This window comes from Pseudomonas piscis, from assembly GCF_009380155.1.
In the GTDB taxonomy this organism is placed as follows: domain Bacteria; phylum Pseudomonadota; class Gammaproteobacteria; order Pseudomonadales; family Pseudomonadaceae; genus Aquipseudomonas; species Aquipseudomonas piscis.
Genome location: NZ_WHUV01000001.1, coordinates 1,722,264 through 1,743,568, shown reverse-complemented (window position 1 = coordinate 1,743,568; position 21,305 = coordinate 1,722,264). Strand labels below are relative to the sequence as shown.

Here is a 21,305-nt window from a genome sequence, read left to right as displayed (position 1 = left end):
GCGGCCTGTCGAGGGGTCGAGGTCAGTCGATCAACTGCGCCTCGCGCAGCGCGGCCAGTGCGGCCAACCAACGAGGGTCCTGCTTGTACTCCAGGCCGGCGAAGGCCTGGCCACGCATCCGCGCGATCCGTGGCGACGGGCTGACCTTGAGGCGCTGGGCAGCGCTCAGGGCCAGCTCGGCGGCAGCACGGTCGTTGCACACCAGGCCCATGTCGCATCCGGCGCTCAGGGCCGCCTCGATCCGGCTCGCGGCGTCGCCCACCACATGGGCTCCAGCCATGGACAGGTCATCACTGAAGATCACCCCGTCGAACTGCAACTCGCCACGCAGGATGTCCTGCAGCCAGCGCCGCGAGAAGCCAGCCGGCTGGCCGTCGACCTGCGGATAGATCACATGGGCCGGCATCACCGCCGCCAGCTGCTTGCTCAGGCGGGCGAATGGCAGCAAGTCCTTGGCACGGATCTCTTCCAGGCTGCGCTCGTCATTGGGGATCGCCACATGGGAATCCGCCTCGGCCCAGCCATGGCCGGGGAAGTGCTTGCCGGTGGCCGCCATGCCGGCGCTATTCATGCCACGGATGAAGGCTCCGGCCAGCAGCGCGGCGCGCTCAGGATCGCCTTCGAAGGCCCGGGTGCCCACCACAGCGCTACGCTGGTGATCGAGATCCAGAACCGGCGCGAAACTCAGATCCAGGCCAACCGCCAGGACTTCGGTGGCCATGACCCAGCCGCACTGCTCGGCCAGGTACTCGGCATTCGGGTTGTCGGCCAGGGCACGCATCGCCGGCAGGCGGACGAAGCCCTGGCGCAAGCGCTGCACCCGACCACCTTCCTGGTCTACCGCCAGCAGGAGGTCGGGACGGATCGCCCGGATCGCCGCGCACAGCTCGCGCACCTGGCGTGGATGCTCGATATTGCGGGCAAAGATGATCAACCCACCCACCTCAGGCTGACGCAGGAGGTGGCGATCTTCGGCCGTCAGCCAGGTACCGGCGACGTCCACCATCAAGGAGCCTTGCAGGCCAGCGGTCATAGAGTTTCCTTAAACACGAATGCGCGCACCATCGACGCCGGCAGCCGCGAAACACGGGCGCCCACGGCGATCGATGTCGCGAAGGGGAAGGTACGGAAGTGGAAAACGAGAATCGGCATGGGCGGCTAGCTTAGCGGATGTAAGCTGTCGCGCCCAGCCGGAGGGTCAGGCCTTGGCGGCTGCCGGGGCGGGTTTGCTGCGCGGCCTGAGCTGGGCACTGGCCATGGCTTCGTCGGTGACGCCGGTTTCCGCACGCATGCCGGCAGCCAGGAACGGCACCATCAGGCGCATCACTTGCTCGATGGAAGTGTTGACCCCGAAGTCGGTCTCGGCGATGGCCCGCAGGGCCTTGATCCCGGACATGCTGAACGCAGCCGCACCCAGCATGAAGTGCACTCGCCAGAACAGCTCAATGGGTGGAATACGTGGCGCCGCTTCATTGACCAACAACATGTAGCGACGGAACACCTTGCCGTACATATCTTCCAGGTAACGCCGCAGGTGACCCTGGCTCTGGCTGAAGGCCAAGCCCAGCAAGCGCATGAAGATCGACAGGTCGTTGCCACTACGCGGCTGTACCACCAGGGCCTGCTCCACCAGGATTTCCAGCAGCTCTTCCAGGCTCGGCTTGCTGTCGGGCTTGGACTGGCGCCGCTCCAGCTCACGATCGAGGCTGATGCAGAACGGCCCGAGGAAGCGCGAGAACACCGCCTGGATCAGGGCCTTCTTGGAACCGAAATGGTAATTCACCGCCGCCAGGTTAACCCCGGCCTTGCTGGTGATCAGGCGCAACGAGGTTTCGGCAAAACCTTTTTCCGCGAACAACTGCTCGGCAGCATCGAGAATGCGTTCAACGGTTTCCGACTGGGCCATGGCTACTCCGCCTGACAAACACTTGTTTGAAACATACGTTTCAGGCTCTGCAATGTCAAGCCTGCCTGCCCTTCCGGAGGCCTTCCGGCGCGCTATTTAATCATACCTGCCGGCCCCTGTAGCCTGCCCGGGCCGGCAGATTCCGACACCAGGACGACAACCGTCGGGCCGGGCATGGCAAAAGGAGGATTGCCAAGCCATGTTCACTGTATATAATCCCAGCAACTGTATAAAAAGACAGAGCGATCGACATGCTAAAACTGACGCCACGCCAAGCTGAGATTCTGGCTTTTATCAAACGTTGCCTCGAAGACAACGGCTACCCGCCGACCCGCGCCGAAATCGCGCAGGAACTGGGCTTCAAATCCCCCAATGCCGCCGAGGAACACCTCAAGGCCCTGGCACGCAAGGGCGCCATCGAGATGACCCCGGGCGCCTCCCGCGGCATCCGTATCCCGGGCTTCGAAGCCAAGAGCGACGACACCCTGCCGATCATCGGCCGGGTCGCCGCTGGTGCGCCGATCCTCGCCCAGCAGCACATCGAAGAGTCCTGCAACATCAACCCGGCTTTCTTCCATCCGCGCGCCGACTACCTGCTACGGGTCAACGGCATGAGCATGAAGGACATCGGCATCTTCGATGGCGACCTGCTGGCCGTGCACACCACCCGCGAAGCCCGCAACGGCCAGGTGGTCGTGGCACGCATCGGCGACGAAGTCACGGTCAAGCGTTTCAAGCGCGAAGGCAGCAAGGTCTGGCTGATCGCCGAGAACCCCGAATTCGCCCCCATCGAAGTCAACCTGAAAGATCAGGAACTGGTGATCGAAGGCTTGAGTGTCGGCGTCATTCGCCGCTGAAGGAGGCTCCATGCAGTTCCCCCATATCCCCCAGCAAGCACAGCTTCCGCTATTCGAAGCATTCCTGGCCCAACCCCTGGCGCCGGCTCTCAAGGAAGCAGCCGAATCGCCTTGGAACAACGCACCAGAAGCTTTCAGCGAACTGTCATTACGTGGCGCCGCCGGGAACTGCCTGAACCTATTGGCCCCCATTCTCAGGGAACTGAGCCAGGACCAGGATGCCCGCTGGCTCACCCTGATCGCCCCGCCCTCCAGCGTGACCCAGGCCTGGCTGCGGGATGCCGGCCTGAATCGCGAACGCATCCTGCTACTGCACCCCCGCGGCAACCAGAGCCCGCAACAACTGGCATGCGAAGCCCTGCGCCTGGGCCGTAGCCATACAGTGGTCAGTTGGCTTAATCCACTGAGCGGCAGCGCCAGACAACAACTGGTCAGCGCTGCACGCACCGGCGAGGCGCAAAGCCTGAATATCCGCCTGGGATAAACAACGGAAAATAGCTGGGAACACGCTTGAATGATTCAAGGCTTCTCCAGGACGGAGAAGCCTAAACAACGCGACGAGTGGCCCGAAGAAACCGATGGACGGGCCTTAATGAAGAACCCGCGGCCCCTCTTCCTTCTCGATTTCGCCCTCGACCAAGCGACCGGCCATTTGTACGCCGACGCTCAGCATGGCCTTGGCCACTTCCACATGCTGGCCTTGCAGAAAGGCCTTGGCATCCTCGGAGAAATCCAAAGTCACCAGAGAACCCTCGTCTTCAGCCCTGCGCAGCTCGATACGGCCGTCTGGCAACTCGACAATTTCTAGAAAGGACGTTGGCATATAGATCTGTTCTCCACGAAAGGCGAGGGATTATACCAGCCATCGCCCAAACCTCGCGCGGGAATCGCTTGCGTCCGGCTGGCCGCCCCTCGAAGGACCAGATACCAGCCAATAGCGCAAGAACCTCTGGGCCTCTTCAAAAATTTGGCTTGTATTCAAAACCCGACGCGGCCTGACTGTCCGAGAACGGTGTGATCAGAGACTTGTTCAAACTCAACCGATTGATCAGCGAACCGGGAAATAACTGAATGCTGTTATTGAAATGCTCTACGTTCAGGTTGAACAGGGTAATGGCGGCACCAATATTGCTCTCTTGCTCGGCAACCTCACGCATCAGATTACTCAATAGCTCTACTGACTTGAGATCGGGATAAGCCTCAAAGGCGAGGCTCAAGCCCCCCCAACAAGGCTTTGGCGCTCTGACTCACCGACTTCAATGCGTCGCCATCGGCTGCCGATGGCAAACCGGCAATAGCAGTACGCAATTCGACTATCCGCTCCAGCAACTGGCTTTCGTATGCCTGGAAACCAGCCACTTGCGGCTCCAGCATATCCAGGACCTTGATCCGCTGCCGCTCGTATACCAATACATCCGACCAAGCTCGCTGCGCCTTGTTGTGAGCACCGACTATCTTGTTGTAATGCGTATAGGCAATAACACACAAGACAATCGCAACGACCAATAGCAACTCCATAAACCTACTGCTCCATTTCTTCAGTGACTTTCAACGGGCGATCAAAATTATCGTCTTGCAACTCCGCCAATTCATGCACCAAGGCCAGTACCGGGAACAGGTTCGGCAACGCCAATCCCCGCTCGATGTTGTCATAGAAGCCTTGCAGGTCCTCGAACGTGCCCGGGTCGTCATAAGCCATGACCTCGGCATCATCGAAACTCAGACACAAACGCCCTCGACTGGAAAACTCCAGGTTCACATTCTTCAATCGCCGATGAAGCCCCAGAAGAAAAACCAGCGTGGCGGGTTTCGCGAATTTCGCGCAGACCAACCCACTCTCACCATTGAGTATGAAAGCGCGGTTGAAGTCAGCGAAAGTCGTCTCGAAAGCCTCTAGACTGGCTTTCTTCTGATCTAGCGCGTTACTGAGCACCACAACGTCTTTGATCCAAGGAAAATCGATTACCAGGCTGTATCGATCGAAGTTCTCGTAAACCCTTTCACTTTCGTTATTGGGCTGGTTCTTGATATGCGAATTCACATAGCGAAGGTGGTGGAAAACAAACGACAACTGATGGCGTGGGCCCTGATAGAGCCCCTTGGCCGAGGCCTCTATACGACGGCTGTCATTACCACGGTCATAATCAGCGAACTCTTCACTCAACTGGTTGAAACGCTCATCCGCAGAACCACCCGGGTCCTGCAGGCCATTGCTGAGAAACGAACACTTGCGGGCAATTTTCTTCGGCAGCTCATCAACGGCCGCCTTCCGGCTCATCCAGATGTACAGGCTGGCGAATACCAGGCATGCCGTGGCAAACCACATCAGCAGCACGCCTGCCAGGGCGGGAATCGCGGCCATGATGGCGAGCAGCAACAACACCCAGGGCTGGGCATGATCGAAATGCAGCCCTCCCTTGAAGGACTTGAGCCTGTCGATAATCACCAATAAATCTGCGTTGGATCGAGCCCGCGCCACTGCCGAATCGCAATCGCCCAGCAAGCGCACCAACTCGGCATCGTGCTTTAGCAACTGCATCATTCCTCCCTGACCAGCTCACCAGGGCTCTTCTGCCGGACATCGTCCTGCACGGACTGATCGGCCGAACCATCTTGCAGCAGCGCCAACTGGTGCACCCATTCCAGTACCGGAAACAGCCCAGGCAGCTCAACCCCCTCCTCGATCCGCTGGCGAAACACGGCAAGATCGCTCAAAGCCCCGAGATCGGCATGGGCCATGATCTCATCGCCAAAGCTCAGGCAGAGCCGCCCCTGACTGGAAAACTCCAGGTTGACCTGATCCAGGCGACGCGCAAGCTCCAGCAAAAAAGCCAGGGTCGCGGCCGTGGCGAATCGCTCGCAACCGGCCTGATCATTGCCTCGCAGTACGAAGGTCTCATCGAAAGCGCTGCAACCGGTCTTGAACGGCTGCAACGTCTGTGGGGCCGGCAAAGGGCTGGAACGAACCGCGATATCCATCACCCAAGGGAACTCCACCACCAGGCTATAGCGATTGAAGGTATCGAAGACCTTCCTGTAGCTGCCACCCGGCCCACGCTGGTTGCTGGAGGTAACGTACTGCAGGTGGTGGTATTCGAACGCCAGCCGGTGGCAACCTCTCCGATAGACGCCCTGGACCGAGTCGACGATGTGACGCCGCTCATTGCCTCGCTGATATTCGATGAATTCACTATTGAGCTTCTTCAGGCGCCAGTCGGCGGTACTGTCGAATTCGCTCAACTCATTGCAGAACAGTGCACATTTGCGAGCAATACTGGCGGCCAGGTCCGTCGACGATCCAGAAAGCCCTTTACCGATGTAGTAGCTGGAAAAGATCAGGGCTAGACCCAGCCAGAACATCCCGCCCATGCCATCCATCAACCACATCGTGGCGAAGGCGGCAAAGGCCAGCACCAGAAGGACTATCGACTGCACATGATCGAACTCCAGCCCACCGGGAAACACCTCGAGCCTGTCGAGCACCTCCAGCAAATCCGCGTTGGAGCGGGCACGGGCGACCCGCACCTGAGAGTCATTCAGCAGGCGAACCAATGCCTGGTCACGCAAGAAGAACAGCATGAATCTTCCTTGATCAAATAGTCGTACGGCGGATCAGCCGGCGTCCGGGCTCAACACTCGTTCAAGCCGTCCCGAAAACGAATAGCCAAGGCCTTGAGATTCTGCCGCCAGCTTTCCAGCTCCTCACGCCCCAGCTCTGGCGGCGCCTCTTCATCCAGGCTGACCGCCACGATCAACGGCTGGGTGACATCGCCCTTGGGCTTGTGGGGCGCCCTTGGCGGCTGGAGCAAAGCCCCATAGGCGGCCAGCAACTGCGCCAGCCAGCTTTGCGGGCTCTGCGCCAGCTCGACCAACTCCGCCAGCTCGGGAATAGCGATGTTTTCCAGCACCTCACGGTTGAGGATCTGCTCCACGCGGGAAGCACCTGCCTGGGGCAATCGGTAGAACCCGGCAATCTCGTGGCACAACCCGAGCAGCGCCCCGTACAGGTGAAACAACACCGATTCGCGACCAGCCTGGACCAGGGCCTGGGCATTCATCGCCCGCCCCTCTTGCGCCCGCGCCAAAGCCTCCAGGGCCAAACCGGCGAAATAGATTTTCTGATTGGTACGGGTATAGAGCTCATGGGCCATGTAGGCAGCCTCCACCATAAGAACAGAGCCGGATGCGGGTATCACAGTTTCAGGGATCGCTCCCACCAGCCGCAAGCCAAAAGAAAGGCCGCATGTTCCAAGGGAACATGCGGCCTTGTCAGTCACCGCGCGGAGGTCGCCCACCAGCACTCACGGGACTTCAGCGCTTGTCCTCGACCTTCCAGCTGCCGCCGTCGTAGAAGGCGCGCCAACCAGTAGGCTTGCCATCGACTTCGGTCTGCACGTACTGCTCTTTGGTCTTGCGGCTGTAGCGCACCACCGCTGGACGACCTTCCGGGTCCTTTTGCGGCGCTTCGCAGAGGAAGTGATACTTCGAATCGATCTCGTCCTTGTGCGGGATCAGCTCGAGCACCAGTGGCGCGCGGGTCTCGCGGTTCTTCGGGAACTGGCTGGCGGCCAGGAACAGCCCCGACGCACCGTCACGCAGGATATAGGTGTCGTTGACCTTCTCGCACTTGAGCTCGGGCATCTTCACCGGATCCATCTTCGGCGGCGCCGCATCGCCGCTCTTCAGCAGCTTGCGGGTGTTCTTGCAGGTCGGGTTGGTGCAACCGAAGAACTTGCCGAAACGGCCGGTCTTGAGTTGCATCTCGCTACCGCACTTGTCGCACTCCAGGCTCGGGCCTTCATAGCCCTTGATCCGGTAGTTGCCCTCTTCGATCTCATAGCCGGCGCAATCCGGATTGTTGCCGCAGATATGCAGCTTGCGCTTTTCATCCAGCAGGTAAGCGTCCATCGCCGTGCTGCAGATCGGGCAACGATGCTTGCCGCGCAGCACCAGGGATTCGGACTCACCCTCGTCGTCCGCCGCGATCTCGTCGCCCGGAACCAGGTTGACCGTGGCCTTGCAGCGCTCCTTGGGCGGCAGGCTGTAACCCGAGCAGCCCAGGAACACGCCTGTGGAGGCCGTACGGATCTGCATCGGCCGACCGCAGGTCTGGCACGGGATATCGGTCATGACCGGCTGGTTGGCGCGCATACCGCTTTCTGCGCCCTCCGCGACCTCGAGCTTGTTCTTGAAGTCGCCATAGAACTCATCGAGGACGTTCTTCCAGTCACGCTCGCCCTGGGCTACATCGTCGAGGTTCTCTTCCATGCCGGCAGTGAAGCCGTAGTCCATGAGGTTGGAGAAGCTCTCGGAGAGGCGCTCGGTGACGATATCGCCCATCTTTTCCGAATAGAAGCGGCGGTTGTGCAGGGTCACGTAGCCGCGATCCTGGATGGTGGAGATGATCGCCGCATAGGTCGAAGGACGACCGATGCCACGCTTTTCCATCTCCTTCACCAGGCTGGCCTCGGAGTAGCGCGCCGGCGGCTTGGTGAAGTGCTGGCTCGGATCCAGCTTGATCAGCTTCAGGACTTCGCCCTGGGCCATGTCGGGCAGCACATCGTCATCGCCCGGCTTGCTCACCTGGGGCATGACCCGGGTGTAACCGTCGAACTTGAGGATACGGCCCTTGGCGCGCAGTTCGAAGTCGCCGGCGGCAACGCTGACGGTGGTGGACAAGTATTGCGCTGGCGGCATCTGGCAGGCCACGAACTGGCGCCAGATCAGCTCATACAGGCGCTCGGCATCACGCTCCATGCCCGACAGCTTGCTCGGATGGGTGTGCACATCGGACGGACGAATCGCTTCGTGCGCCTCCTGGGCCCCTTCCTTGCTGCTGTAGACATTGGGCGAGGCTGGCAGGTACTTGTCACCGAATTCGCTCTCGATATAGCTACGAGCCATTGCCACGGCGTCGGCCGAGAGGTTGGTGGAGTCGGTACGCATGTAGGTGATGTAGCCCGCTTCGTACAAGCGCTGGGCCATCATCATGGTCTTCTTCACCCCGAAGCCCAGGCGGTTGCTCGCTGCCTGCTGCAGGGTGGAAGTGATGAACGGCGCCGAAGGCTTGCTGCTGGTGGGCTTGTCTTCGCGCTTGGCGACGCTGTAGGACGACGCCTTGAGCTTCTCCAGGGCCGCCATGGCCTGGGCCTCGTTGAGCGGCTTGAAGGCCTCGCCATTCTCGCGCGCCACTTCGAAACGCACCTTGGCGTTCTTGGCGGTACCGAGGTCGGCATGCACCTCCCAGTATTCTTCGGGGATGAACGCGCGGATCTCGCGCTCACGCTCCACCACCAGCTTCACCGCCACCGACTGCACGCGACCGGCGGACAGGCCACGGGCGATCTTGGCCCACAGCAGCGGCGACACCATGTAGCCCACTACGCGGTCGAGGAAGCGCCGGGCCTGCTGGGCATTGACCCGATGGATATCCAGCTCGCCCGGCTGGGAGAAGGCGTCCTGGATCGCCTTCTTGGTAATTTCGTTGAACACCACGCGCTTGTAGCGCTCGTCGTCACCACCGATGGCCTCGCGCAGGTGCCAGGCAATGGCTTCCCCTTCGCGGTCCAAGTCCGTCGCGAGATAGATGGTGTCGGCATCCTTGGCAAGGCGGCGCAGCTCTTCGATGACCTTTTCCTTGCCAGGAAGGATTTCGTACTTGGCTTTCCAGCCGTGCTCGGGATCGACGCCCATGCGCGCCACCAGCTGCTTGCGCGCCTTTTCCTTCGGCGACAGGGCCGGAGCCTCGCCTGCGGCCTTGCCACGCTTGGCGGCTGGCTCCTTGGCGGCACTTGCCGAACCGCTGGTGGGCAGGTCTCGGATATGGCCGATACTCGACTTCACCACGTATTGGTTACCCAAGTACTTGTTGATGGTCTTGGCCTTAGCCGGGGATTCCACAATGACCAGCGATTTGCCCATGGATCGGAAAATTCCTGAATTCGAGAAGTTGAGGCGGATGGCGCCTGACGCGGCACCGCTATATATAGTGGCAACAAGGTGAGGTCAAGCGCAGGGTACTGCGCGACCTGCGCTCAAGCCGGTGAAAAAAGACTGGGTTCGGCCTGCACCAAAGCAAAGCGTGGGACCTGCTCGCCGTCAACTTCGACTGACTCCAGGAACATGCTCAAGGGACGCACCCAGAAGCCGTAATCGCCATACAGGGCTTGGTAGAACACCACTTCTTCTTCCGTTTCCGAATGCCGCGCCACGCTGAAGACGCGGTACTGCGGCCCTTTGTAATGCTGGTAGAGCCCGGGTTGTAACTGCATGCTCTGGCCCTCGTGCAAAAAAAATTAAAAATCTTCAGAAAAACAAAAACCGGGGCACAGGGCCCCGGCTTCCATCAACCCAACGCTTAAACGCGTTCGAAGACGGTCGAGATACCCTGGCCAAGGCCGATGCACATGGTGGAGACACCGAAGGTGCCGCCATTCTGCTTCATGACATTGAGCAGAGTCCCGGAGATACGCGCGCCGGAACAACCGAACGGGTGACCCAGGGCGATTGCGCCGCCGTGCAGGTTAACCTTCTCGTCCATCTTGTCGAGTACTTTCAGATCTTTCAGCACTGGCAGGGCCTGTGCGGCGAAAGCTTCGTTGAGCTCGAAGAAGTCGATGTCGGCGATTCCCAGGCCCGCACGCTTCAGGGCTTTCTGCGTGGCCGGTACTGGACCATAGCCCATGATCGCCGGATCCACACCTGCTACCGCCATCGAGCGGATCACCGCCATCGGCTGGATGCCCAGGTCCTGGGCACGCTGGGCGGACATCACGATCATGCACGAAGCGCCGTCGGTGATCTGCGACGAAGTACCGGCAGTCACGGTGCCGCCCTTGGGGTTGAACGCCGGCTTCAGGGCCGCCAGGCTCTCCAGGGTGGTATCCGGACGAATGGTTTCGTCGTAGTCGAACAGCTTCAGGAAGCCATTCTCGTCGTAACCCTGCATCGGGATGATCTCGTCCTTGAACTTGCCCTCCAGGGTCGCCTTGTGGGCGAGCTGGTGGGAGCGCAGGCCGAAGGCATCCTGCTGTTCGCGGGTGATGCCGTGCATCTTGCCCAGCATCTCGGCGGTCAGGCCCATCATGCCCGAGGCTTTCGCCGCGTACAGGGACAGGTGCGGGTTCGGATCCACGCCGTGCATCATGCTCACGTGGCCCATGTGCTCCACACCACCAACGACGAACACGTCGCCGTTGCCGGTCATGATCGCTTGCGCCGCGGTGTGCAGGGCGCTCATGGACGAACCGCACAGGCGGCTGACGGTCTGGCCGGCCGAGGTGTGGGGGATCTGGGTCATCAGCGATGCCATGCGGGCGATGTTCCAGCCCTGCTCCAGGGTCTGGTTGACGCAGCCCCAGATCACATCTTCGACTTCCGCCGGGTCGACCTTGGCGTTGCGCTCCAGCAGCTTGCTGATCAGGTGTGCCGACATGTCTTCGGCACGGGTGTTGCGGTGCATGCCGCCCTTGGAGCGGCCCATCGGAGTACGACCGAAGTCGACAATCACGACGTCTCTAGGATTCAAGCTCATATGTTCACTCTCGCTCTAGTGTGGGCGCTTAACCGAAGAAGCTCTGGCCGTTCTTGGCCATTTCACGCAGCTTCGCGGTCGGGTGGTACAGCGCGCCCAGATCGGCGTACTGGTCGGCCAGGGCAACGAACTGGGCGACACCGATGGAATCGATGTAGCGCAGCGCACCGCCACGGAATGGAGGGAAACCAATACCGTAGACCAGGCCCATGTCGGCTTCGGCAGCCGTCTCGACGATGCCGTCTTCCAGGCAACGAACGGTTTCCAGGCACAGCGGGATCATCATCCAGTTGATGATGTCTTCGTCGGTGACTTCACGCTGTTCGTAGACGATCGGCTTGAGCACTTCAAGCACCGACGGATCGGCGACCTTCTTCTGCTTGCCGCGCTTGTCGGTCTCGTAGGCGTAGAAACCCTTGCCGTTCTTCTGGCCCAGGCGCTTGGCCTCGTAGAGCACGTCGATAGCCGAACGGCGGTCGTCCTTCATGCGATCCGGGAAGCCTTCGGCCATCACGTCGCGACCATGGTGGCCGGTGTCGATGCCGACCACGTCCATCAGGTAGGCCGGGCCCATCGGCCAGCCGAACTTCTCCATGATCTTGTCGATGCGTACGAAGTCCACGCCAGCGCTGACCAGCTTGGCGAAACCGCCGAAGTACGGGAACAGCACGCGATTGACCAGGAAGCCCGGGCAGTCGTTGACCACGATCGGGTTCTTGCCCATTTTCTTGGCATAGGCAACGGTGGTGGCGACGGCCAGCTCACTGGACTTCTCGCCACGGATCACTTCCACCAGCGGCATCATGTGCACGGGGTTGAAGAAGTGCATGCCGACGAAGTTTTCCGGACGCTTGAGGGCCTTGGCCAACAGGCTGATGGAAATGGTCGAGGTGTTGGACGCCAGGATCGCGTCTTCCTTGACCTGGGCTTCGACTTCAGCCAGTACGGCTTGCTTGACCTTGGGGTTCTCGACCACGGCTTCGACCACCAGGTCGACGTTGCCGAAGTCGCCGTAGGACAGGGTCGGACGAATGCCGTTGAGCACTTCGGCCATCTTCGCCGCGGTCATGCGGCCCTTCTCGACGCGGCCAACCAGCAGTTTCGCGGCTTCCGCCAGGCCCTGCTCGATACCGTGCTCGTTGATGTCCTTCATCAGGATCGGCGTGCCCTTGGAGGCCGACTGGTAGGCGATGCCGCCGCCCATGATGCCGGCGCCAAGTACGGCGGCCTGCTTCACGTCCTGGGCGATCTCGTCGTAGGCCTTGGCCTTGCGCTTGAGTTCCTGGTCGTTCAGGAACAAACCGATCAGGCTCTGGGCGGCCGAGGTCTTGGCCAGCTTGACGAAGCCTGCGGCTTCCACTTCCAGGGCCTTGTCGCGGCCGAAGTTGGCGGCCTTCTGGATGGTCTTGATCGCCTCGACCGGAGCCGGGTAGTTAGGACCCGCCTGGCCGGCCACGAAACCCTTGGCGGTTTCGAAGGCCATCATCTGCTCGATGGCGTTGAGCTTGATCTTCTCCAGCTTCGGCTGGCGCTTGGCCTTGTAGTCGAACTCGCCGGAAATGGCGCCCTTGAGCAGGGTCAGGGCAGCATCCTTGAGCTTATCAGGGGCCACCACTGCATCCACAGCACCGACCTTCAGCGCGTCTTCGGCACGGTTTTCCTTGCCGGCGGCGATCCATTCGATGGCGTTGTCGGTACCGATCAGGCGTGGCAGGCGCACGGTGCCGCCGAAGCCCGGGTAGATGCCCAGCTTGACTTCCGGCAGGCCGATCTTGGCACTGGCGGACATCACGCGGTAGTCCGCTGCCAGGCACATTTCCAGGCCGCCGCCCAGGGCGATGCCGTTGATGGCCGCAACGGTAGGCACGCCAAGGTCTTCGAAATCGCTGAAGATCTTGTTGGCTTCGAGGTTGCCTGCCACCAGCTCCGCATCCGGCAGCTTGAAGTTGTCGACAAACTCGGTGATGTCGGCGCCGACGATGAACACGTCCTTGCCACTGCTGACGATCACGCCCTTGATCGACGCATCTGCCTTGATGGTGTCAACAGCCTGACGCAATTCGTTCAGGGTTAGACGGTTGAACTTGTTGACGGACTCACCCTTGAGGTCGAAATTCAATTCGACGATGCCGCTTTCAAGAGCCTTAACCGTGATGGCTTTACCTTCGTAAATCATCAACTGATCTCCACGATATGGAAGCTGAACAGTACACGTCGGACGCTAACTTCTGGCATGGCACTGACGTCACCGTCGATGCTAACGCCAATCCGCCAGGCACACCCGCCAACGCGATAATCGGGAATCTGTATAGAGACGCCTGAGATACAAACGCTCATTTCATACGCCCGTTTGATTTGGGTACGCCACATTCACGGAAAATCCGCTAATTGTCAATCGTCCGAAATGCTGTTTGAAACGCGACTTTGCGGTCATTCCCGGGTGCTGCGGACCACCAACACGCCCCTGCATCTGCAGTCATTCATAAGATCAATATTTAGAAAAATCGCCCTAAATCTCCCGCCGGCATGACAACCCCTGGCTAAGCTTCAGGACGAAATCCGAACAACGCCGCATGCATGGCCGCTGGAACTGCATGCCGTCTCAAACCCGAGTCCCAGGCAACAAAAAGCCACCCGAAGGTGGCTTCATGAGAGTTTCCGGCCTGCCTGGCCACCCCGCCCGATGCTGAGTCGGGCTTTTTATTGCCTGGCACACAGGCTCGCCCAACTTGCTCGGCGCTCAAGCCAGGGCCTTGAGTACCGCGGCGATATCCTGCAACACCCGGGGCTCACCCCGCTCATTCCAGTACAGGGCGATCAGCTGCTTGTCGGCTTCCACCTTGAACACACCAGCCGGCAGGGTTCGCAGGTGCTGGAGCAGCGACTCATCGTCACATGGCTCACGCCATTGGTTGACCCAACTTCCCGGGGCCACTTGCCAATAACTCCAGCACGCCACCGCCCCCCCACGCCGTGGGCGGTGGTATTGCGGGCACGGGTCCGGAGGCTGCTGGCCCAGCCAGTGCGGCCACTCCTGGGGCGCCAACTGCATGGCCAGGCCCATGCGCCGAGCTTCCATGCGCACGGCGATCAAGCCACTCTGGCGACGCGAAGGTCGTAGCCATGCCCAGGGACTCAAGACCACCACAAGGATTGACACCACTATCCAGACCGTCATATCTGTACTCTCGATTCTCGATGAGCGGGCCGTTGCAACCAACCCGCTTTAAACCAGCCATACTTGAAGCTATTGCAATCCTCTGGAGGAGCGCCTCATGCCCTACCACCATATTCTGGTCGCCGTAGATCTAACCGAAGAGTGCGATCCTGTTATCCACCGGGCCCGCGAACTGTCGGTGAGCAATGGCGCCAAGCTATCGCTGGTGCACATCGTGGAACCGATGGCGATGGCCTTCGGTGGCGACGTCCCCATGGATCTCTCGCAACTGCAGCAGCAACAATTCGACCAGGCCAAGGAACGCCTCGACCGCCTGATCAACAAGTACCCGGAACTGACCAAGGAATACAGCCACCTGACCTATGGCCAGCCGCGCCAGGAAATCCATCACCTAGCCAAGGAACAGGAGTGCGACCTGATCGTGGTCGGCAGCCACGGTCGCCATGGCCTGGCCCTGTTGCTCGGTTCCACCGCCAACGACGTCCTGCACGGAGCACCTTGCGACGTGCTGGCGGTACACCTGGCCAAGCGCTGAAGCTTGCCGTTGCCGAACTGAAGAAGCGACAACCGCACCGACAAAAAGCCCGACTCTGGAGTCGGGCTTTTTGCATCAGGCACCCAGCAATCAGGCATCCAGCTCCGCCCAGCGCTCGACCATCTGGTCCAGCTCGGCGTTCAGTTGTTCCAGCTTCGCGATGACCGCAGTGGTTTCTGCCACGGGCCGCTGGTAGAAACCGGCATCGGCCATTTCCGCCTCGACGGCGGCAATCTGCTGCTCCATGGCCTCGATCTGCCCCGGCAGGGCCTCGAGTTCACGCTGCAGCTTGTAGCTGAGCTTCTTCTTCGCCGCAGGTGCAGCGGCTTCCTGTACTGGCTCCAGCGCCTGGGCCGGCACTGGCGGCACTACGGCAGAGTTCAGCTCGGCCTTGCCGGACTTGTTCTCGGTCACACCCAGCAAACGCGGCGAACCACCCTGGCGGATCCAGTCCTCATAACCACCGACGTACTCGCGCACGCGCCCCTGACCCTCGAAGACCAAGGTGCTGGTGACCACGTTGTCGAGGAAGGCCCGGTCGTGGCTGACCATCAGTACCGTGCCCTGGTAGTTCGACAGCACCTCTTCGAGCAGCTCGAGGGTTTCCACGTCCAGGTCGTTGGTCGGTTCGTCCAGCACCAGCAGGTTGGCCGGTTTGCTGAACAGCTTGGCCAGCAGCAGCCGCGCACGCTCGCCACCCGACAGTGCCTTGACCGGCGTCCGCGCCCGCTGTGGGCTGAACAGGAAATCGCCCAGGTAGCTGAGCACATGCCGGTTCTGGCCATCGATCTCGATGAAGTCGCGACCTTCGGCGACGTTGTCGATCACGGTCTTTTCCAGGTCCAGCTGGTGGCGCAACTGGTCGAAGTAGGCCACTTCGATCCGCGTCCCCTCCTCGACCTTGCCGCTGCTGGGCACCAGGCCGCCCAGCATCAGCTTGAGCAAGGTGGTCTTGCCGGTGCCGTTGGCGCCCAGCAGGCCGATGCGGTCGCCGCGCTGCAGGACCATGGAGAAATCCTTGACCAGGAACGGCCCTTCCGGGTGGGCGAAACTGACATTCTCCAGCACCATCACCTGCTTGCCGGACTTGTCCGCCGCTTCCAGCTGGATGTTGGCCTTGCCGGTGCGCTCGCGACGCTGGCTACGCTCCACGCGCAAGGCCTTGAGCGCTCGCACGCGGCCTTCGTTACGGGTGCGACGGGCCTTGATGCCCTGGCGAATCCAGACTTCCTCCTGGGCCAGGCGCTTGTCGAACAGTGCGTTGGCGGTTTCTTCCGCTGCCAGGGCCGCTTCCTTGTGGACCAGGAAGCTGGCGTAGTCGCCGTTCCAGTCGATCAGGCCGCCACGATCCAGCTCGAGAATACGAGTGGCCAGGTTTTGCAGGAAGGAACGGTCGTGGGTGATGAACAGCACGGCCCCCTGGAAATCCTTCAGCGCTTCTTCTAGCCAGGCGATCGCACCGATATCCAGGTGGTTGGTCGGCTCGTCGAGCAACAGCAGATCCGGCTCCGCCACCAGGGCCTGGGCCAGCAGGACGCGCCGGCGCCAGCCACCGGACAGCTCGGCGAGGGTCTTGTCGGCAGGCAACTGCAGGCGGCTCAGGGTGCTGTCCACCAGCTGCTGCAAGCGCCAGCCGTCACGAGCCTCAAGGTCGTGCTGGACGTGCATCAGTTTTTCCAGGTCGGCGTCGGTGACGATGTTCTGGCTCAGGTGATGGTACTGGGCCAGCAACTCGCCGACCCCAGCCAGGCCCTGGGCGACCACATCGAACACTGTGCGCTCGTCGGCCACCGGCAACTCCTGGGGCAACTCGCCGATCTTCAGGGCGGGTGCGCGCCATATGGAACCGTCGTCGGGCTTCTGGTCGCCCTTGACCAGCTTCATCATGCTGGACTTGCCAGTACCGTTGCGACCGATGATGCACACCCGCTCGCCACGGGCGATCTGCCAGGACACCTTGTCCAGCAACGGCATGGCGCCGAAAGCAAGGGACACATCGCTGAATTTGAGCAGGGTCATGTTCTTCTCCAAAAACCGGGCGCGCATTCTACCTGAGTTAGACTCGCAGAAGGCCGGCTATTTCGCCGGTGGCGACCCTGGCGCGACATTTGTTGCCAACTGATACCAGCGGACCGGCAAAGCTTTCGCCGGTTGCTGGCAAAAGGCTAAGCTAGTGAGCAATCAGTGTTGGCCCTGTCGGCACTTGTCATGATTTCTCTGCCCGGATGTCTCATGCGCAGTCGCCTTTTCAGCCTTTTATCCTGCCTGCTTCTTTCCGCCGCTGCCGCCCAGTCCGCCCAGGCGGCAGACCTGACCCTGCAACGCCAGTACTACGACGAAGCCAAGCGCGCCCTGGCCAAGGGTGACTCCGGCCCCTACTTCCGTTACGCCGATGCGCTGCGCGACTACCCGCTCGAGCCCTACCTGGCCTACGACGAACTCACTGCCCGGCTGAAGAGCGCCAGCAACGCCGAGATCGAGAAATTCCTCGCCGAACACGGCGACCTGCCCCAGGCCAACTGGATGAAGCTGCGCTGGTTGCGCTGGCTGGCCGAACGCGGCGACTGGGCGACCTTCGCCAAGTACTACGACCCCAAGCTCAACTTCACCGAGCTCGACTGCCTCAACGGCCAGTACCAACTGGGCCACAACCTCAAGGCCGAGGGCTACGCCACCGCCGAAAAACTCTGGTTGAGCGGCAAGTCCCAACCTGCGGCCTGCGACGGCCTATTCGGCCAGTGGGCCGCCGAGGGCCAGCTGACCGAGCAAAAGCGCTGGCAGCGGGCCAAGCTGGCGGCCGAGGCGCGTAACTACGCCCTGGCCAACAGCCTGGTCAACAGCATGACCACCCTGGCGCCCCAGGGTCGCCTGCTGGTGGATGTGGCCCAGAAACCGGAGCTGCTGAGCCAACCTTCGCGCTTCCAGCCCGCCAACGAGGCCATGTCCGATGTGGTCGGCCTTGGCCTGCGCCGCCTGGCCCGCCAGGACCCGGACAAGGCCATGGCCCTGCTCGACGGTTATGCCAGCAGCATGCACTTCTCCCGTGACGAAAAAGTAGCCATTGCCCGCGAGATCGGCCTGACCCTGGCCCGGCGCTTCGACAGCCGCGCCCTGGACGTGATGACCAAGTACGATCCCGAGCTGCGGGACAACACCGTGTCCGAATGGCGCCTGCGCCTGCTGTTGCGCCTGGCGCGCTGGGAAGATGCCTACCAACTGACCCGCAAGCTGCCCCAGGAGCTGGCCAGCACCAACCGCTGGCGCTACTGGCAGGCACGCAGCCTGGAACTGGCGGAACCGAAGAACCCCCAGGCCCAGGCTCTGTTCAAGGGCCTGTCCCGGGAGCGGGACTTCTATGGTTTCCTCGCCGCCGATCACGCCAAGGCGCCCTATCAGTTGAACAACCAGCCGCTGATGCTCAGCCAGGCGGTGATCAACAAGGTACGCAACACTCCTGGCGTGCGTCGCGCCCTGGAACTCCATGCCCGGGGACAGATCGTCGACGGGCGTCGCGAGTGGTACCACGTCAGCCGGCATTTCAACCGCGACGAAATGGTCGCCCAGGCCCGCTTGGCCTATGACCTGAAGTGGTACTTCCCGGCCATCCGCACCATCAGCCAGGCCCAGTACTGGGACGATCTGGACATCCGTTTCCCCATGGCCCACCGCGATACCCTGGTACGCGAAGCCAAGGTCCGTGGCCTGCATTCCAGCTGGGTGTTCGCCATCACCCGCCAGGAAAGTGCGTTCATGGACGACGCCCGCTCCGGTGTCGGCGCCAGCGGCCTGATGCAACTGATGCCCGGCACCGCCAAGGAAACCGCGCGCAAGTTCAGCATTCCCCTGGCCTCGCCGCAGCAAGTGCTGGATCCGGACAAGAACATCCAGCTGGGCGCAGCCTACCTGAGCCAGGTCCACAGCCAGTTCAACGGCAACCGGGTGCTGGCCTCAGCGGCCTACAACGCCGGCCCCGGCCGCGTGCGCCAGTGGCTCAAGGGCGCCGATCACCTGAGTTTCGACGTGTGGGTGGAAAGCATCCCCTTCGACGAAACCCGCCAGTACGTGCAGAACGTCCTGTCCTATTCGGTGATCTACGGCCAGAAGCTCAATTCACCGCAACCACTGGTGGATTGGCACGAACGCTACTTCGACGATCTCTAATCTCCCGCCCAAGAAAAAGCCCGCATGATTGCGGGCTTTTTCGTATCTCCCCCACCACTTCGTTGTGATCGGGTACGACGCAGCAGCAATATATCGCTGGCGAGGACTACGCCCTCGTGCGCAGCCTCACAAGCTCGGCAGACGCGACAGGAACCTGTCGCCATCAGGCCCGCCTCAAGAACCATCGCTGAACTGTAGCGCCGCCAGGCGCGCATACAGCGGGCTGTCGGCGATCAATTGCTGGTGCGTACCCACCGCCACCAGCCGGCCCTGGTCCATGACCGCGATTCGATCGGCATTCTTCACCGTGGCCAGGCGATGGGCGATCACCAGGGTGGTGCGATTCTGCATCAGGCTCGGCAAGGCTTGCTGGATCAGGTGTTCGCTCTGCGCGTCCAGGGCACTGGTGGCCTCGTCCAGCAGCAGGATCGGCGCATCCACCAGCAGCGCCCGGGCGATCGCCAGGCGCTGGCGCTGGCCTCCGGACAGGCCCTGTCCACCATCGCCCAGGTGAGTCTGATAGCCCTGGGGCATCTGCTCAATGAACTCATGGGCGTAGGCGATCCGCGCGGCCTCCCGGACTTGTTGCGCAGTCGCGGCAGGATTGCCGTAGCGCAGGTTCTCCTCGATGCTGCCGAAGAACAGCGCCGGACTCTGCGACACCAGGGCGAAACAACGCCGCAGGTCCTGCGGATCGAGGCTGGCCAGGGGCACGCCATCCAGCAGGATCTGCCCTTGCTGCGGATCGTAGAAGCGCAGCAGCAAGTCATACAAGGTGGACTTGCCAGCTCCCGAGGGGCCGACCAGGGCCAGGGTCTCCCCGGCGCGGATGCTCAAGGACAAACCATCCAGAGCGTAGCGATCAGCTCGTGAGGGATAGGCAAAGCGCAGGTTCTCCAGTTGCAGTTCCCCTCTAACTCGGACCGGCAAACGGACCAACCCGGCGCTCGGCGCCTGGATGATGCTCCGCTCCCGCAGCAGCTCGGCAATCCGCTCCGCAGCCCCTGCCGCCCGCTGCAACTCGCCGATCACCTCGCTCAGGGTACCGAAGGCGCTACCGACGATCAGGCTGTAGAACACGAAGGCCGCCAGCTCACCGGCGGAAATTCGCCCGGCGATCACATCCATGCCGCCGACCCAGAGCATCACCCCTACGGCGCCCAACACTAGGACGATCACCAGGGTGATCAACCAGGCACGCTGGATGATGCGCTGGCGCGCGGTATGAAAAGCCTCCTCCACCGTCAGGGCGAAGCGCCGTTCGTCCTCGGCCTGATGGTTGTAGGCCTGGACCGTCTTGATCTGCCCGAGGGTTTCCGCCACGTAGCTGCCCACATCGGCGATCCGGTCCTGGCTCAAGCGCGACAGGCTACGCACCCGGCGACCGAAAAGCAGGATCGGCACCAACACCAGCGGCAGGGCGATCACCACGATGCTGGTGAGCTTGGGATTGGTGATGAACAGCAGGACTATGCCGCCCAGCACCATCAGAGCATTACGCAGGAACAACGACAGCGAAGATCCGATCACCGACTGTAGCAGCGTGGTGTCCGCTGTCAGGCGGGACTGGATTTCCGAGCTGCGATTGTTCTCGTAGAACCCCGGGTGCAGGTAGATCAGGTGATTGAACACCTGGCGCCGGATATCCGCGACGCAGCGCTCGCCGATCCACGACACCAGGTAGAAACGCACGAAGGTACCTACGGCCAGCGCCAGTACCAGCAGCAGGAACAGGCCGATGGTCTGGTTCAGCAGGTGCGGTGACTGGGTCATGAAGCCCTGGTCCACCAACAGGCGGATGCCCTGCCCCATGGACAGGGTGATGCCCGCGGTGAGCACCAGGGCCAGCAAGGCTCCCAGCGCCTGCCAACGGTAGGGAGCGATAAAGCGACTGGCCAGGCGCAAGGCCCGGCGATGACGAGAAGAGAGCATGCCGTTCATCCATTGACGCGCCGGCGATCGACCCACGGCAGCGCCGGTAACGGGATGAATTCGCAGGAACTTTGGTAAATCGCAATGAGTCAGGTTGATTATGACCAGTAACGCTAGCACCTAGAGATTATCGGTCTAATCCATGACTGGCACTCCTGCGGTATTTCTGGTGGAGTGAAGTTACCGGACCTGCTCTGGCGCTG

At 61.5% G+C, this 21,305-nt stretch carries 17 protein-coding genes and 1 pseudogene; 4 read left to right on the top strand and 14 right to left on the bottom strand.

What is annotated here, in order from left to right:
• Nucleotides 1-22 precede the first annotated feature (22 nt).
• Nucleotides 23-1,021: a beta-N-acetylhexosaminidase gene (gene nagZ, locus GDH07_RS08305; RefSeq protein ID WP_178124032.1), complete on the bottom strand. Its 999-nt coding sequence runs from the start codon at nucleotides 1,019-1,021 to the stop codon at nucleotides 23-25.
• Nucleotides 1,022-1,198: 177 nt separating this feature from the next.
• Nucleotides 1,199-1,906 carry a TetR/AcrR family transcriptional regulator gene (locus GDH07_RS08300; protein ID WP_022643354.1) on the bottom strand — a complete coding sequence of 236 codons (708 nt, stop codon included), beginning with the start codon at nucleotides 1,904-1,906 and terminating at the stop codon, nucleotides 1,199-1,201.
• A gap of 251 nt (nucleotides 1,907-2,157) precedes the next feature.
• Between GDH07_RS08300 and lexA the strand changes: the two genes are divergently transcribed.
• Entirely contained in the window at nucleotides 2,158-2,763 is a 606-nt protein-coding gene (lexA, locus tag GDH07_RS08295; RefSeq protein WP_031321324.1) for a transcriptional repressor LexA, read from the top strand.
• A gap of 10 nt (nucleotides 2,764-2,773) precedes the next feature.
• The gene (gene sulA / locus GDH07_RS08290; RefSeq protein WP_152897114.1) at nucleotides 2,774-3,247 is read left to right on the top strand and encodes an SOS-induced cell division inhibitor SulA; all 474 of its coding nucleotides are present in this window, start codon (nucleotides 2,774-2,776) and stop codon (nucleotides 3,245-3,247) included.
• 105 nt (nucleotides 3,248-3,352) lie between these two features.
• Here the strand turns inward: sulA and GDH07_RS08285 are convergent, their stop codons facing one another.
• The 10 genes and pseudogenes from GDH07_RS08285 to GDH07_RS08235 form a co-directional block, all read right to left on the bottom strand.
• Nucleotides 3,353-3,586 carry a hypothetical protein gene (locus tag GDH07_RS08285; protein WP_083457029.1) on the bottom strand — a complete coding sequence of 78 codons (234 nt, stop codon included), beginning with the start codon at nucleotides 3,584-3,586 and terminating at the stop codon, nucleotides 3,353-3,355.
• A 136-nt stretch (nucleotides 3,587-3,722) separates the two neighbouring features.
• Nucleotides 3,723-4,281 (bottom strand): annotated as a pseudogene (locus GDH07_RS08280) (LemA family protein).
• Between the two features lie 4 nt (nucleotides 4,282-4,285).
• Nucleotides 4,286-5,302 carry a hypothetical protein gene (locus GDH07_RS08275; RefSeq protein WP_152897113.1) on the bottom strand — a complete coding sequence of 339 codons (1,017 nt, stop codon included), beginning with the start codon at nucleotides 5,300-5,302 and terminating at the stop codon, nucleotides 4,286-4,288.
• Nucleotides 5,302-6,342, bottom strand: coding sequence for a hypothetical protein (locus tag GDH07_RS08270; RefSeq protein ID WP_246195909.1), 1,041 nt, complete (start codon nucleotides 6,340-6,342; stop codon nucleotides 5,302-5,304). The genes GDH07_RS08275 and GDH07_RS08270 overlap by 1 nt, the downstream gene beginning before the upstream one ends.
• 50 nt (nucleotides 6,343-6,392) lie before the next feature.
• Nucleotides 6,393-6,914: a DUF6586 family protein gene (locus tag GDH07_RS08265; protein ID WP_053138660.1), complete on the bottom strand. Its 522-nt coding sequence runs from the start codon at nucleotides 6,912-6,914 to the stop codon at nucleotides 6,393-6,395.
• Nucleotides 6,915-7,074: 160 nt separating this feature from the next.
• Entirely contained in the window at nucleotides 7,075-9,684 is a 2,610-nt protein-coding gene (topA, locus tag GDH07_RS08260) for a type I DNA topoisomerase (protein WP_152897112.1), read from the bottom strand.
• A 113-nt stretch (nucleotides 9,685-9,797) separates the two neighbouring features.
• Entirely contained in the window at nucleotides 9,798-10,034 is a 237-nt protein-coding gene (locus tag GDH07_RS08255) for a DUF1653 domain-containing protein (protein ID WP_019093731.1), read from the bottom strand.
• A gap of 86 nt (nucleotides 10,035-10,120) precedes the next feature.
• Nucleotides 10,121-11,296: an acetyl-CoA C-acyltransferase FadA gene (fadA, locus tag GDH07_RS08250; protein WP_031321318.1), complete on the bottom strand. Its 1,176-nt coding sequence runs from the start codon at nucleotides 11,294-11,296 to the stop codon at nucleotides 10,121-10,123.
• Nucleotides 11,297-11,324: 28 nt separating this feature from the next.
• A complete protein-coding gene (fadB, locus tag GDH07_RS08245) occupies nucleotides 11,325-13,472 on the bottom strand; it encodes a fatty acid oxidation complex subunit alpha FadB (RefSeq protein ID WP_152897111.1) in 2,148 nt (715 codons plus the stop codon).
• A gap of 564 nt (nucleotides 13,473-14,036) precedes the next feature.
• Nucleotides 14,037-14,474 carry a hypothetical protein gene (locus GDH07_RS08235; protein WP_031321315.1) on the bottom strand — a complete coding sequence of 146 codons (438 nt, stop codon included), beginning with the start codon at nucleotides 14,472-14,474 and terminating at the stop codon, nucleotides 14,037-14,039.
• A 97-nt stretch (nucleotides 14,475-14,571) separates the two neighbouring features.
• Between GDH07_RS08235 and GDH07_RS08230 the strand changes: the two genes are divergently transcribed.
• Nucleotides 14,572-15,009 (top strand): universal stress protein, encoded by a 438-nt coding sequence (locus GDH07_RS08230; protein ID WP_022643343.1) that lies wholly within the window; start codon nucleotides 14,572-14,574, stop codon nucleotides 15,007-15,009.
• 90 nt (nucleotides 15,010-15,099) lie between these two features.
• On the opposite strand, the gene GDH07_RS08225 is transcribed toward GDH07_RS08230, so the two are convergent.
• Nucleotides 15,100-17,028 (bottom strand): ATP-binding cassette domain-containing protein, encoded by a 1,929-nt coding sequence (locus tag GDH07_RS08225; RefSeq protein ID WP_022643342.1) that lies wholly within the window; start codon nucleotides 17,026-17,028, stop codon nucleotides 15,100-15,102.
• Between the two features lie 213 nt (nucleotides 17,029-17,241).
• On the opposite strand from GDH07_RS08225, the gene GDH07_RS08220 reads away from it, so the two are divergent.
• On the top strand, nucleotides 17,242-19,170 hold the full coding sequence (locus tag GDH07_RS08220) for a transglycosylase SLT domain-containing protein (protein ID WP_022643341.1): 1,929 nt from the start codon (nucleotides 17,242-17,244) through the stop codon (nucleotides 19,168-19,170).
• 174 nt (nucleotides 19,171-19,344) lie between these two features.
• On the opposite strand, the gene GDH07_RS08215 is transcribed toward GDH07_RS08220, so the two are convergent.
• The gene (locus GDH07_RS08215; RefSeq protein ID WP_178124031.1) at nucleotides 19,345-21,111 is read right to left on the bottom strand and encodes an ABC transporter transmembrane domain-containing protein; all 1,767 of its coding nucleotides are present in this window, start codon (nucleotides 21,109-21,111) and stop codon (nucleotides 19,345-19,347) included.
• Nucleotides 21,112-21,305 lie beyond the last annotated feature (194 nt).